Source organism: Candidatus Merdisoma sp. JLR.KK006, from assembly GCF_036941035.1.
Taxonomy (GTDB): Bacteria; Bacillota; Clostridia; order Lachnospirales; family Lachnospiraceae; genus Laedolimicola.
In genome coordinates this window covers 24,129-37,754 of the sequence record NZ_JAYMNS010000037.1, presented here as the reverse complement: position 1 = coordinate 37,754, position 13,626 = coordinate 24,129, and the positions used below count along the sequence as shown (strand labels likewise).

The window sequence follows — 13,626 nt, the reverse complement described above, 5'->3', positions numbered from 1 at the left end:
ACTATTTGAAAAGAGCCTGCGAATAAGGGAAAAAGTGCTGGGAGAGAAGCATCCCAATATAGCTACGAGCTATAATAATCTGGCATATGTGTATGGGATGCAGGGAGAGTACAAAAAGGCGCAAGAACTCTATAAAAAGAGCTTATGGATACAAAAAAGGGTGCTAGGAGAGGGCCATCCGGATACTGCTCAGAGCTATAATAATCTGGCAGGAGAGTATTTTAGACAAAGGCAGTATAAAGTTGCATTAGCTTGTTTATTTAAATCATATAGTGTTTTGATGTTTAGGCTTGGAAAAAATCATCCTAATACACAAATTGTTCATGAAAATATGGAAATAGTATATTTAGAATGGAATCCAGATGGCGATTTTGAACAGTGGTTAGAAGAGCAAATGAAAGAGCAATAGAGATGTAGGCAAACAATTACATAGGCAGTACGAAAGGCATATGCAGTGGAGCACATGCCTTTTCTTTTGGGTAATAAAATGGAGAAGCCTGCTGCCGGGTTACAAATCCAGTTTCTGGAAATCAATCCATAAGTCATTATAAATATTGACATTGATGTTATCGGTAAATGAGTAAATAGCAGGAGCAGAATCATGTTCCATATCGTAGACCAGAATAGTTTGTTTCATGGGATCTACTATCCAGTATTCTCTCACGTTGGCAGAGCGGTATAGGGATAATTTTGTATAATAATCCATTCGCCTGCTGCCAGAGGAAACGATTTCTATAATCCAGTCAGGAGCGCCGCTGCATCCGTGGTCATTCAGTTTATGCTTATCACAGACCACAGAGATATCCGGCTCCAGATATTTGGAATCATCTGCAAAAAGGAAAACGGCAAAAGGTGCAGGAAAGACCTCGCATTCCCCATTTTTTGCTCGAATGTAATTTCCTATTTCCAGATGCAGAAAAGACAATATTCTTTGGTGATTGGTGCTAGGAGGTGCCATATAATAAATCTGACCGTCAATTAGTTCGGCCCTGCTGCCCTCTGGCAGGCTGTAGATATCATCAATGCTATAAAGCTTTTCTTTTGCCAGTACTGGTGCCATAGTAACACTTCCTTTCGTTGTGCGGCTTATTTATTACTGATGTGTTGGTGATCCAATATCATCCGAAAAACATTATAAAGACTGCGGTCGTTGTATGCGCCCAGCGGACGTGAGAACTCTCTGGGATTCTGACGGCAGTTTATAAGTGAGGATTCGTCTATTGTGCCATCAGGTCTGATCTTTATGCTGATATTTCCAGATTGGTAATTATCAAAAGACCAGTCAAATTTGTAGAGCAAATTGGTGCCTGACTGTTCGGATCCAGTGTAAGTATATTTGAAAAGGTTTTGGTTCTGCATGATTTTCTTTCCAGTACCAGCAGAGCCGGTTAAGCGTTTGGGCATAGTAAACACTTCCTTTCCTGGTTATTGTATGTGTTTGCACATGTTGTATTCATCCGCTGAACTTGCTGCCAATTGACAGTGGATAGTTGAGGGATGGTAGCAGGCTACATCTTCTGGGAGGATTCAGCCACTATTTCAGCAACACTGGGTTCATCTTTCTCAATTTTGTTCAGCAAGGCATTGAGATTGTCTCTCAGGTGCTTTGCTAGCGTAGCGCATGAAGCGGTACCAGGCGTTCTGGTAAGCTCATAAATACGGCCGTTCTCCAGATCGACCAGGTAGTTGCGTATTTCGTCCAGCTCGATGCTGTAACGGTTTTTAATATCCATAGTGTTCCTCCTATTCTTCGGCATTGGCAGGAACCCATGAGATTCGTTTACCAATTATAGCAGCTATCTCCAAAGCCTCTGAATATTTTAGTGTTCCACGAGTGAGTTTATTAGAGATATTCTGTGATGTAGTGGTTTCTTCTGGATGCAATAGATTCATTTCTTTTACGATATCAGTTAAGGTCCATCCGGATTTTGCAATCTCAGCTTTTATTTCATTTCTAATGTTTACATCTGCCATACTATCACCATCCTTTGTTGAATTTTGATAATAGTATAACACACAATTTTAAAAGTTTCAATAGAGTGTAAAAATATTTAAAAATGAATAAAAAGTTTTAAAATAGTGTTGACATTTGTTGCGGTAGGGTGTATAATGAAACCATAACAAAACAAAATACACAACTAAAGCAACCGGGAAAGCCGAAAGCCCCCAAAACCATGAGCCATATACCTGTGAGTGAACGATTACGGAATCAATAGCCAGGAAGATGCTCATGGGGTTGCATGAAAGGAGATAATCACATGGGTGAAAGAGCGATTGAAAACAGGATAAGAAAGTTGAAGGTACTGGAAGAGCAGAAAAAGGAACTGGAGGCGCAAATCAACGCATTACAGGAGGAAATCAAAAAGGACATGGAGACCAAGGGTGTTGAGGAGATGCAGGCCGGTATCTTCATTATCCGGTTTACCAGCGTTCTCTCCAGCCGGTTTGACACCAAGAAGTTCAAAGAGCAGTACGGCAGCCTTTACAGCCAGTTCACAAAGCAGACGGCCAGCCGGCGGTTTACGATTTCATAATAGAAACGCCCTTATCGAAGCCGGTAACTCCGATAGGGGCAACAGCCAGGAACACGCCACATGAACCGGCCAGTACCGATTATAGCAGATGATTGGAGGGGCCGCAAGAAAAAAGAATTAGCAGAGAATGGAGGTATTATAGAAATGCAGAGCACAGAAGCGGTTTCAAACGCAAACTGCTGCCAGATTGTCAGTATTGCAGAGTTTGGCAGCAGGAGAAGCAGACAGGCTGAAAAGCAGCATAGAAGGATTCAGACAGCAGATGATAAGTTTGCATCACTTGATGAAATGAGCCAGAGGAGCATATTGGCATATGCAATTGGGTACATGGAATCTGCAAGAAATTTGATTTCTTCCGGAAGGCCGGCACGTGCAAATGAAGTGTCAAGGATATTTGAGGTAATGGAAGAAAGCATAAATGAGGCATGGAATGGAGGAATGGTATAAGATGGAGCGGCATGAGTTATTTAAAAAGACCAGGGAGGCACAGGCGAAGAGTGATCTGATCGGAGCTATCCACAATTCAGAGGTATATGAGCTGCTGGGATTCCATATGGTTAAAACTGCGGGGGAAAAGGAATCATGGGAAGCATTTACGGAAGCGCTGGGAAGCGTGGCAGGGGGTGCGCCTGTCAATAAAAGGAACGATGTGGAGAACCGGGCTTAGGATTTTGGGAACGAGAGAGAGGAAACAGGCTTCCGTCTTGGATTCCATACGGCCATGCGGTTATGCATGGAAGGGTTGAACGGGGGTGTCGGGATATGAGCGCCCTTATTAAAGAGATAGACGCAATACAAACAGACATGGTAATGATGGAGAGTATGCTGGATGCGCTGACAATAAGTGCATATAATGAGACAAGGTCGGAATGCATAGGGAATTCCCTGGAAATCTTAAAAGAATATCTGGCAGACAGGTCTGAACGGCTTGAGGGTGTTGTCATGCGTTTGCGGATGATGGGCACGTGAAAGGCTGGCATTACAGGGAAAGCCCATTCAGATAGATGCGGCGAATAGGAGAAATTAACGATAACAGCCGGAAGGTATGTAGGAAATGGGGATGAAAGAAATGGAGGAACATAAGGTGTTTTACACAGCCACAGATATAGCCTCTGACCTCTCCATCAGCGAGAGGGAGGCTGTAGAATTGGTGAAGAAACTGCATAAGGAGTTACAATCATCCGGTAAGTTGGTAGTATCGGGCAAGGTTCCGGCGGCATGGTATGAATTGCGGAAAGCGGAAGGATTCATGAGCATAGGGCGGCAGGAAGAACACATACCGCTGACAGAGAGGAGGCTGTTAAGCATTAAAGATTTTCGGGAATATGCTGGAGACATTGGTGATGGGATGGCAAGGAAATTGGCAAAGGAAATTTGTGCAACAGTTCATATTGGGGATCGGCTCCTTGTTGACCGTCTCCGGTTTGATGAATGGTGTACAAAACAGAACCGGCAGGAGCAATAGTAGGAAAGGAGATGGTTCAGCAGTTCCCAGAATGGCTTGTTTTGGGGCGAAAGATAGAAAGGCAGGTATATATTATCATAGAGGGCAGAAAACAGCCCTGTGGGACAAATTAGAGGTCATACGGCAGAAAGGAGGGCATAAGAAAAAAGGCTCCCACCATGCTGCAACATGGGGGAGCCAGTAGGAGCTAAGGCGCATGATAAGGTACACCAAAGCACTTGTATTATAACTGGATTTTAGTACATTCACAATAAAAATTGAATATGGATTGAGGCGGCTCCTGCTGCCTCTTTGCGTAACAGAAAGGAGCTGGAGAACATGGCAGAGGACAGAAAGAAGCAATTGCCGCCGGGGATTTCACTGCGTAAGGATGGCAGGTACCAGGCGAGATATACATTTAACGGAAAGCGTCACTCAATTTATAGCAAGGACCTGAAGGAAATACAGAAAAAGCTTCGGGATGCAAAATATGAAATGGATCACGGAATATTTGCTAAGCCGGACAAAGTGACGGTAGATTCATGGTTTAAGGTATGGAAGGAGGAATATGCAGCTAACAGCATGAGGGAGAATACCTTGGCCCATGTAGGCAGCATGTATAAATACCACATAAAGCCGGAGATAGGGCACATGAAAATGCAGGATGTAAGGACCGAGCATATCCAGATGCTGCTCAATAAAATGAAAAAGCAGGAGTATTCTTCAGACTTTATAAAAAGGGTCAAGAATGTTGTGAGCCAGATGTTCAAGCAGGCATACAGGAATGACATGATTATGCGGAATCCAGTAGAAAATACGGTTACCCCATCCGGAAAGGCAAAAAGGGAACACAGGGTATTAACGGAGCAGGAGCAGACATTGTTCCTGGAATATGCAAAGGAGAGTGAGTACGAGCTGATTTTTGTCCTTGGATTTTCTACAGGCATGCGGATAGGCGAGATACAAGCCCTGCAGTGGCAGAACATTGATTTTAAAAATCTGGAAGTCAGCATAGAGGGTACACTTGTCAAAGTAGATGGCAAGGAATACATAAAAGGGCCTACTAAGACAATGAGCAGTATCCGTACAGTTCCTTTGCTTCCTGATGTGGCGAGAAAGCTGAAAGAACACCGAAAAGAACAGATGAAATACCGTATGATATTAGGCCCAGAGTGGAAGCAGGTGAATGGCCTGGAAGATCTGCTGTTTTGCACAGCTGTAGGCCGGCCGCTTTCAAGAAGTGTTTTATATAATGCCATTGACCGGATTATTGAACTGATAAACCATGACGAGAGGATGAAAGCAAAAGCAGAGGGAAGGGATCCAGTTGTGTTTGAGCACTTTTCAAGCCATACCATGAGACACACATTTGCAACTAGGGCACTGGAGAATGGCATTCCTCCAAAGGTTGTCCAGGAACTTCTGGGTCATAGCACTATAAAGACCACAATGGATATTTACACCCATGTTTTGCCCAAAATAAAGAATGAGGAGATACAGAAAATTGCTAATTTGTTCTGAGGGTTGCCTGCTGCAGGCAGAGAGAAAGCATTGGCCGGCAGCAGGCATTTTTATGCCATAAAAGAAAAATTGGTGTCAATGGTGGTGTAAACAGATGCAGCTAAAGGCGTAAAATTATTGGAAAAGTAAGCAATTAGGACATTTGTAAAAAGTATATGACCTATCTCTACATGGTAGGTAATGAAAAACGCTGGTTTGCCGTTGCCCGGACAGCTACTAAGCCTGAGAATATGCAGGGTTACCACGAGGATAATATGTTATTCATTGTGGATGAGGCTTCTGGTGTGGCGGACCCGATTATGGAGGCAGTACTAGGTACATTATCTGGTGAAAATAACAAATTATTAATGTGTGGGAACCCAACAAGAACATCCGGCACATTTTATGATGCCTTTAATGCGGATAGAGCACTTTATAGATGCCATACAGTATCCTCAGCAGATAGTCCTAGAACCAATAAAGATAATATTGAATCCCTTATACGAAAATATGGTAAAGAGAGTAATGTTGTTTTGGTTCGTGTGTTTGGCGAATTCCCAAATCAGGAAGATGATGTATTCATAGGATTATCTTTGTGTGAACAATGCAGCAACAGATCATATGAGCTTCCAGATGATTTAAGATCACCTTATATTATATTTGGAGTTGATGTTGCCCGTTTTGGTGATGATGAAACAGTAATCTATCGCAATAATAGGGGGAAATTGGAACTTGCCAAGCATAGGCGAGGGCAGGATCTAATGAAAACAGTTGGGGATATTGTTTCCTTGTATCGTAAAACAATAAAGGAATTTCCTGACTATAAAGGAAGGATATATGTAAATATTGATGATACAGGGCTTGGAGGTGGAGTGACAGATCGTTTAAGGGAAGTAAAAAGAGAACAAAATTTACATAGGCTGTATGTAATACCTATTAATGCTGCAGAACGGATTGAAACGGACACAAAAGCAGGAAAGGATGCTGCAGAGCATTATAATAATTTGACTACTCATATATGGGCGACGCTTAAAGAGCTGTTAGAGAAGAAGCAAGTAGAAATAGAAGATGATTCAGAAACAATTGCTCAATTATCAACAAGAAAGTATTTTATGGCTTCTAATGGAAAATTAGAATTGGAGAGTAAAAAGGAGATGAAGAAACGAAACGTCAGCTCTCCAGACCGTGGGGATGCAATAGCATTATCAACATATCTCGGAAAAATTAAGCGGTATACAGGTAGTGCGCCATCTACAGGCGATAATCTAAGCAAGAGTAGTTATTGGAAAAAGTGAGGTGAGAACAGATGGCGAAAAGCAAAGAAATTGGTCGTGTAGGACAACGGCGGTACGGAGGAACCTTTTACGAAGAGTTTCTTCCGCAGCTTAGAGGAAGAAAGGGAGCAGAGGTCTATAGCGAAATGGCTGATAATGATGATGTCGTAGGAGCTATCCTCTTTGCAATCGAAATGTTAGTGAAGCAGTGCAAATGGAATGTTGAACCAGGTGGAGATACGACAAAGGATAGAGAAGCGGCCGAGTTTGTTGAAAGCTGTATGAATGACATGCAAGACACATGGATTGATACCATATCAGAAATATTGTCTTTCCTCACTTATGGATGGAGTTTTCATGAAATTGTGTATAAGCGGCGTATGGGAAATACGAAAGATCCTCGTACCAAAAGTAAATATAGCGATGGTTTGATAGGCTGGAAAAAACTTCCTATAAGGGCACAGGAAACTCTTTACCAGTGGGAATATGACAATGAGGATAACTTACTTGGCATGACACAGCAGCCACCCCCAGATTTTGGGATGCTTACAATTCCTATAGAAAAAGCATTGCTATTCCGAACCAAAAGCCGAAAGAACAATCCGGAAGGCAGGAGTATTTTGAGAAATGCTTATCGCTCCTGGTATTTTAAACGAAGGATCCAGGAGATTGAGGGTATTGGCATTGAGAGGGATTTGGCAGGACTTCCGGTAATTTACGGACCGGAGGGTGTGGATTTGTGGGATGAGAATATTCCGCAGAATGAGGATATCGTGGCAGGACTGGAAAAGATGGTTAAGAATATTCGCAGGGATGAAATGGAGGGAGTTGTTCTTCCGTTTGGATATAAGCTGGAACTGCTCAGCTCCGGAGGCACCAGGCAGTTTGACACCAACGCAATCATAAACCGCTATGATACCCGAATTGCAATGACGGTACTAGCGGATTTTATTTTTCTGGGACATGATAAGACCGGAAGTTGGGCCCTTAGTTCTGATAAGACAGAACTGTTTGCGGTTGCCATAGGTGCATTCCTTGACATTATTTGCGAGACATTTAATAGCCAAGGTATTCCATCGTTAATAGATATTAACGGCCAGCATTTTGCAGGAATCACGGAATATCCCAAGATGACCCATGGAGATATTGAGGATGTGGACATTACAAAGGTAGCAGCGTTTATTAAGGATATGACCGGGATAGGTGTTCTGGTACCGGATGATGGTCTGGAAGATTATATCCGGCAGGTAGGGCATCTTCCGGAAAGAACCTCCGATACCAGGGAAATTGACCGGACACGGCAGGAGCAGCAGGAGCAGAACCAACCGCCAGAACCAGAAACAGCAGCAGGAACCGATTCGAGTGAAAAAGATGAAGAAATACAGGAGGAAAAGACAAAAGCAGCAAAGATGCGGCTAGGAAGGAAGGCTGATGCATGGGATTCCGGATGATTGCTCCGAAACGGTTAAGAAAAGCCAAAACCAAAAACAGCAAAGAAATTTTGTATCGCCTTGAAGAATATTTGGAGAGTAATTACAGAGGACCAGTTGAGATCCTTTGCGGCTTCTGGGGAAACCAGCAAGATGCAATTACCTACCAAGAATTAAGACAGATTGTACAGGATGGCACAGTTGACCAAGAAACATTACAGCTTTGGTCTCAGGACTATTCTATATTGGTAGCAAATCAATTAAGCGGTATGTGGATGGATGCGGTTATAGCAGGTTCCAAAGGTCAGCCAATTCTTGACAATTTAGCCTTTGAGTTCAATAGCCAGTCCTCAGGAATCCTTAATTGGATTAAAGAACGAGGTGCGGAATTTGTCACAGCAAGCACCCAGGAGCAGAAAAACGCTATAGCAGCCCTTCTAACAAAAAAGATGAAAGACGGTCATACGGTTGATGAATTGTCAAGACTTATTCGTCCATGCATTGGATTAACAGAAGGTGATGCAAAAGCAGCAGCTAGATTTTATGACAATATAGTAGCAAACCTAAAAAAAGATCATCCACGAATGAAGTTAGAAAGCATTCGGAGGAAAGCTCTTGATGCCACTCAAAAGTATGCAGAGCGGAAGCACAGAGCAAGGGCTATGACCATAGCTCAAACAGAAAGTGCCTTTGCATATAACAGGGGAGCTGACGAAGGGATAAGGCAGGCTCAGGCAGCAGGATACCTTGGAGTAATGAGAAAAAGATGGAGCACTTTGGGGGATGATGCGGTATGTGGTGTTTGTAATTCGCTAAATGGTGTTGAGATTGACATGGATGCCGAATTTGATATTACAGGAAGGATTCTTTTCCCAGGTCATCACCTTATGCCGCCAGCACATCCAAGATGTGCGTGTGCAGTGGAATACATAGAAGTAGAGCCTCCTGTTTTCCATCCGGAAGTGCAGGAAATGAGCCGTGCACAAGAAGAGCTTGAAGAGGTTGCGGAACCGGTATATTTAGGAGCTCTTGAAAATGCATCTGATGATGTGGTAAAATCTACATTAGAAGAATACGAATTAAAGATTGTGCAAAGCAGTGTTGAAAACGCAGTTATCATAACAAAGGCAGGACTTATATGGCAGTGCTCTGGTGATAAAAATTCTGTATTGCTGAGTTCGGATTTAGGGATAGAATTAAGTGGGGCAAGTGTTACCCACAACCATCCATTGGATTCAGTGAATGAGTATTCTTTTAGTGATCAGGATATTACCTTTTTCCTGGAAAATGATTTAAAGGTATTGCGTGGGATTGATGAAAGATATATTTATGAGCTTTCGAGGGAATATTTTGAGGTAGATCTTCATGCAACATTGGAAGAATTGATGAAATCAGATGGGGATTTAGCAAGGCATGAATATGTGATTGATACTGCGCAAAGATTTGGCATTGGATACCGGAGGTGGAAACGGTGACGCATGAAGAAATACATGAGATATGGAACGGCTTGACAGATGAGCAGAAAGCGGAAGCGGAAGCAAAAAAGGCAGAGATTATTCAATGGTCTGTAGAACAGTCTTGGGCGATAATGGAGAAACTGAAAAAAGAAGGAAAATTGAAGCCTGGACTTGATACCAATTACGACAATCCGGAGCTGCAGCAGGTTTCAAAAGAGTATAAGCGCCGTCTCAATGAGCTACTTAAAGAGTATGGTTTTGAGCCCATTAAAAAGTGGGAGGAGAGTTGAATATATGGATTCGCAGGAGTTGCTTTAGGCGGCTCCTTTTTTGTGCAGTCAGACAGGAGAGAGGATGATTAAATGTATAAATTTTCAGATCTGATTTGTAAAGCGGAAGAAAAGCTGGATGTAAGTATAGCAGAAGAGGGAGAGCAGGAACATATCGTTAAAAGCCGGTTTAAGATTATGAAGGCTGATGATGATAAGATGCTGGCCTTTGGATGGGCGAGCGTTTCTATGCGTGTTGATGGAGAGCTGATTGAGGATTGGCAGAAGGATATTGTAGAGCCAGACGAACTGGAACGGGCGGCGTATGATTTTGTTGAATTGTACCGAGAGGGCGGTGAAATGCACGAAAGAGGCGGCACCGCTGTTCTTATTGAGAGTGTTGTATTTACAGAAGAAAAGTTGCAGGCTATAGGCATTCCGGCAGGCACGCTTCCGATTGGCTGGTGGATTGGGTTCAAGGTGCTGGATAAGGATGTCTGGGAAAAGGTAAAAGATGGGACCTATTCCATGTTTTCGATTGAGGGAGAGGCCCAGAGGATTGAGGTGGATGATGAGTAATGTAAATGAAAAAAACTGGAATGAGTTTAGGAGAACCGGGTTATTGTGGCTTGTTAATTCCATCCTGCATTTATTTGGATGGGCTATAGTATATGAAATTGAAGATGGAGTGGTGCAGAGGGTATATCCGGCAAGGGTTACTTGTAGGGGATTTGATGAAAAAAGCAATACAGAAGGGTATATTAAAGTTTCGGAATATCTTCAGGAAAATATCAATAGTCTGCTCAATGAGGCAAAGAATTGAGGAATGTAATGAGGATTTCAGCATGATAAGCTTTATAATACTACATTTTTGACAGTCAAAAGAGCATGGGCAGCATCATACAATTTTATATTCATGGTAATTCAAGGGGCATCCAGCAATGGGTGCTTTTTGTTTTATATAACCAAAGGAAAGGAGGGCAAGAATGGCAACTAAATTAAAGAATCTTACAGTTAAGAAAGTGGATTTTGTTGATGCAGGTGCTAATCCGGATGCGGATATTAAGCTGTTTAAGGGGAAAAACATGGGCGCTCCACCAGTGAGTGACAATGGAAATGGCGGCATATGGAATAGGCTGCTTGGCTTTATTGGAAAGGCTGCCGGACTGAATCAGGACGAAATTGACACTGCGGTAGAAGAAATCCAGAAAGGCGGTGCAGTCAGTTTCAATGAACGGTTTAATCAGGCCAGAAACAGCAAAATCGCTGATGAAATCTGGGACATATGTTATGCACTGCAATCGTCTTTGTGTTCGATTCTCAACGATGAGGATTTGGATAATGTAAATGCATCAACAGCAATGATGGAGAGCTTGGAGGAATTTCATGCGGTGGTGCAGGAATGTATCAAGCAGTGGTCTAATGGCAAGATATCCAACGTTGTGAGCAAAAAGAAAGATATAACGGAGTTTGAGATGGAAGTTATTAAGTCTGCGAGAGACAGGCTTACAGAAACTATCGAAAAATCAGCCGTTGTAGTAGAAAAAACAATTGACAATGAACCGAAAGGAGAGCAAGAGATGAGAATTGACAAAAGCAAGCTGACACCTGCAGAGGCGGCGTTTTTAGAATCAATCGAAAAGCGCTATGGGACAGAAGAGGGAGCAGCGGATGGAATCGAAATGGAAGGGCCCGAACCATCAGTACAGGCGGCGGAGCCGGTCATAACAAAATCAGTCGTGTCAGCGCCCACAGTGGCGATATCTGCAGTTGAACCTGCTGAATCAGGGACGGATGTTTATAAAGGTCTTCACCCGGCAGTAAAGGCGGAACTGGAGAGCTTAAAGAAATATCGGGAAGATGCGGAAACCAAGGAGCTCACCAATATTGCAAAAAAATATGAGATTATCGGAAAGAAACCGGAAGAACTGGTGCCTTTGCTGAAAAGTCTCAAAGGAGTGGGTGGTACTTCTTATGATGATATGATTGCCGTACTGGACCAGGCAGTAGCTACAGTTGAAAAGTCCGGTGCATTTTCCGAGATTGGAAAATCCGGCCACGGTTCCAGTGCTGCAGGGGCAGTCGAAGCAAAGGTAGATACTATCGCTAAGGGCTACATGGAGAAGGATTCTTCCCTGGACTATACAGCAGCGGTGGCAAAGGCGTGGGAAAATCATCCTGAGCTGATGGACGAATATGAGGAAGAGGCAGGATTCTAAGAAAGGAGGATTATAAGAATATGGAAGGCAGAAACAGAAATTTTAACGGAGTGCAGATCAACCAGAGTGTGACCATTGTGGAGCAGGCCGGAGCGAATATTTCTGATGCAAGAAATCGTATCATGTCATACGACGAGGACGGCAATGTTGTTTTGGCAGCGGATGGTTCTGCGGTGTTGGTAGGAATTTCGTTGATCGAAGCGGGAGTCAATGATATTTCCGGCGTAGAGTCTGGAAAGGTAAATGCCAGTGATGATGTTGACATCCAGATTAAAGACATCGGTTATATCCTGGCGGGTGGCGATATTGCCAAAGGCGAGGAAGTTACGGCATCTAACGGCTTGGCTGTGAAAGCTGAAGCCGGTAACTATGTAGTGGGTATCGCACTTTCAGCAGTCAAGAAAGATGAATACTGCAGAGTGCAGATTGCCAAGTATCAGAAGAATTAGGAGGTAAAGAATTATGGCTAAAAGAACAGCAGCAGGCATCCAGGCGGATATCGCAAAGGGTGTTTTCAGACCGCATACGGCGCTGTCCAATGTAGCACTAGCGTATTATCAGAGTGACACAAATAGTTTTGCAAAGACGGTTTTCCCGATTTGCCCTGTTACGCTGTCCTCTGATAATTATTATATTTTCGACAAGGAGGATTTGCTGCGTGACAACTGGCACAGAAAACCGGCATACGGCAAGGTTGATCCGGCAGTACTTTCTGAACATACAGATACTTATGCCTGCTTGGTGGATCAGATGATTATGGGTATCGATCAGATTAGGCAGACCGACCTCAACCGGAGAATGGGGCCGAGGACGGCAGATCCGAAACAGCAGAGAGCTAAGACTATGGCCGGGCAGCTGAACATCCATCAGGATTCCATGTTTGCCCGCAAGTTCTTCAAAAAGGGCATATGGACACAGGAATATACAGGCGTAGACTCCACTACTCCCACATCCGAACAGTTTATCAAGTTCAGCAATGGCAACTCAGACCCGGTAGCTTTCGTTGACGATCAGAAAACAGTCATGGAAGAGAGTACCGGACGCACGCCGAACAGGATGGCCCTGGGCGTCAATGTGTTTAACGCATTGAAGAAACACCCGGCTATCCTGGAGCGTGTGAAATACGGCGGCTCTACTGCGAATCCGGCATCTGTTACTCTGAATGTACTAGCACAGCTTTTTGAGATCGACAGAATCACGGTGCAGAGGTCTATCATGAATAAGGCAGGGCTGGGGCAGGACGCAAAGATGGAGTACATTGGCGATCCTAATGCTTTCATGTTGGCTTATGCGACAGATACACCGTCCATTGACGAGCCTTCTGCTGGCTATATCTTCACATGGGATATGCTGGGGAATGGAAATATCCTTCCGATCCTGAGCTATCTGGGAGAGCATGGCACACACTCTGAGTTCATTGAAGGCCTTATGGCTGCAGATATGAAAAAGACAGCAGACGATCTGGCTATGTTCTTTGTGGATGCAGTGTAAGGAGGGAG

The 13,626-nt window shown here is 43.5% G+C and carries 20 protein-coding genes; 16 read left to right on the top strand and 4 right to left on the bottom strand.

From position 1 onward, the window contains the following. Nucleotides 1–409 (top strand): tetratricopeptide repeat protein (locus VSQ61_RS20140; protein ID WP_334346161.1); only part of this gene is annotated, 409 nt, incomplete at its 5' end. Nucleotides 410–508: 99 nt separating this feature from the next. Here VSQ61_RS20140 and VSQ61_RS20135 read toward each other — a convergent pair. From VSQ61_RS20135 to VSQ61_RS20120, 4 genes are all read right to left on the bottom strand, one after another. Then, nucleotides 509–1,060 carry a Uma2 family endonuclease gene (locus VSQ61_RS20135; RefSeq protein ID WP_334346160.1) on the bottom strand — a complete coding sequence of 184 codons (552 nt, stop codon included), beginning with the start codon at nt 1,058–1,060 and terminating at the stop codon, nt 509–511. 26 nt (nt 1,061–1,086) lie between these two features. Beyond that, nucleotides 1,087–1,404, bottom strand: a complete 318-nt coding sequence (locus VSQ61_RS20130; protein ID WP_334346159.1) for a hypothetical protein — start codon at nt 1,402–1,404, stop codon at nt 1,087–1,089. Between the two features lie 104 nt (nt 1,405–1,508). Then, nucleotides 1,509–1,733: a hypothetical protein gene (locus VSQ61_RS20125; protein ID WP_334346158.1), complete on the bottom strand. Its 225-nt coding sequence runs from the start codon at nt 1,731–1,733 to the stop codon at nt 1,509–1,511. Between the two features lie 10 nt (nt 1,734–1,743). Beyond that, nucleotides 1,744–1,974, bottom strand: a complete 231-nt coding sequence (locus VSQ61_RS20120; protein WP_334346157.1) for an LLM class flavin-dependent oxidoreductase — start codon at nt 1,972–1,974, stop codon at nt 1,744–1,746. Between the two features lie 284 nt (nt 1,975–2,258). On the opposite strand from VSQ61_RS20120, the gene VSQ61_RS20115 reads away from it, so the two are divergent. From VSQ61_RS20115 to VSQ61_RS20045, 15 genes are all read left to right on the top strand, one after another. Next, nucleotides 2,259–2,534, top strand: coding sequence for a hypothetical protein (locus VSQ61_RS20115; RefSeq protein WP_334346156.1), 276 nt, complete (start codon nt 2,259–2,261; stop codon nt 2,532–2,534). Between the two features lie 60 nt (nt 2,535–2,594). Further along, nucleotides 2,595–2,981, top strand: coding sequence for a hypothetical protein (locus tag VSQ61_RS20110; RefSeq protein ID WP_334346155.1), 387 nt, complete (start codon nt 2,595–2,597; stop codon nt 2,979–2,981). After that, nucleotides 2,965–3,201, top strand: coding sequence for a hypothetical protein (locus VSQ61_RS20105; protein ID WP_334346154.1), 237 nt, complete (start codon nt 2,965–2,967; stop codon nt 3,199–3,201). The genes VSQ61_RS20110 and VSQ61_RS20105 overlap by 17 nt, the downstream gene beginning before the upstream one ends. 95 nt (nt 3,202–3,296) lie before the next feature. Next, entirely contained in the window at nt 3,297–3,503 is a 207-nt protein-coding gene (locus VSQ61_RS20100) for a hypothetical protein (RefSeq protein ID WP_334346153.1), read from the top strand. Between the two features lie 91 nt (nt 3,504–3,594). Continuing rightward, complete coding sequence (locus VSQ61_RS20095; RefSeq protein ID WP_334346152.1) at nt 3,595–3,999, top strand: hypothetical protein; 405 nt, start codon at nt 3,595–3,597, stop codon at nt 3,997–3,999. A 318-nt stretch (nt 4,000–4,317) separates the two neighbouring features. Beyond that, complete coding sequence (locus tag VSQ61_RS20090; protein WP_334346151.1) at nt 4,318–5,499, top strand: site-specific integrase; 1,182 nt, start codon at nt 4,318–4,320, stop codon at nt 5,497–5,499. Nucleotides 5,500–5,669: 170 nt separating this feature from the next. Next, complete coding sequence (locus tag VSQ61_RS20085) at nt 5,670–6,773, top strand: terminase B (protein ID WP_334346150.1); 1,104 nt, start codon at nt 5,670–5,672, stop codon at nt 6,771–6,773. Between the two features lie 11 nt (nt 6,774–6,784). Further along, entirely contained in the window at nt 6,785–8,203 is a 1,419-nt protein-coding gene (locus VSQ61_RS20080) for a phage portal protein family protein (protein WP_334346149.1), read from the top strand. Next, nucleotides 8,200–9,657, top strand: coding sequence for a phage minor head protein (locus VSQ61_RS20075; RefSeq protein WP_334346148.1), 1,458 nt, complete (start codon nt 8,200–8,202; stop codon nt 9,655–9,657). Before VSQ61_RS20080 ends, VSQ61_RS20075 begins: the two co-directional genes overlap by 4 nt. After that, on the top strand, nt 9,654–9,929 hold the full coding sequence (locus tag VSQ61_RS20070; protein ID WP_334346147.1) for a hypothetical protein: 276 nt from the start codon (nt 9,654–9,656) through the stop codon (nt 9,927–9,929). Before VSQ61_RS20075 ends, VSQ61_RS20070 begins: the two co-directional genes overlap by 4 nt. Before the next feature lie 72 nt (nt 9,930–10,001). Then, entirely contained in the window at nt 10,002–10,487 is a 486-nt protein-coding gene (locus VSQ61_RS20065) for an XkdF-like putative serine protease domain-containing protein (RefSeq protein WP_334346146.1), read from the top strand. Next, nucleotides 10,477–10,731 (top strand): hypothetical protein, encoded by a 255-nt coding sequence (locus VSQ61_RS20060; RefSeq protein WP_334346145.1) that lies wholly within the window; start codon nt 10,477–10,479, stop codon nt 10,729–10,731. Before VSQ61_RS20065 ends, VSQ61_RS20060 begins: the two co-directional genes overlap by 11 nt. 163 nt (nt 10,732–10,894) lie before the next feature. Continuing rightward, nucleotides 10,895–12,127, top strand: coding sequence for a hypothetical protein (locus tag VSQ61_RS20055; RefSeq protein ID WP_334346144.1), 1,233 nt, complete (start codon nt 10,895–10,897; stop codon nt 12,125–12,127). Between the two features lie 20 nt (nt 12,128–12,147). After that, nucleotides 12,148–12,576: a hypothetical protein gene (locus VSQ61_RS20050; RefSeq protein ID WP_334346143.1), complete on the top strand. Its 429-nt coding sequence runs from the start codon at nt 12,148–12,150 to the stop codon at nt 12,574–12,576. A gap of 13 nt (nt 12,577–12,589) precedes the next feature. Then, nucleotides 12,590–13,618 (top strand): hypothetical protein, encoded by a 1,029-nt coding sequence (locus tag VSQ61_RS20045; protein WP_334346142.1) that lies wholly within the window; start codon nt 12,590–12,592, stop codon nt 13,616–13,618. Nucleotides 13,619–13,626 lie beyond the last annotated feature (8 nt).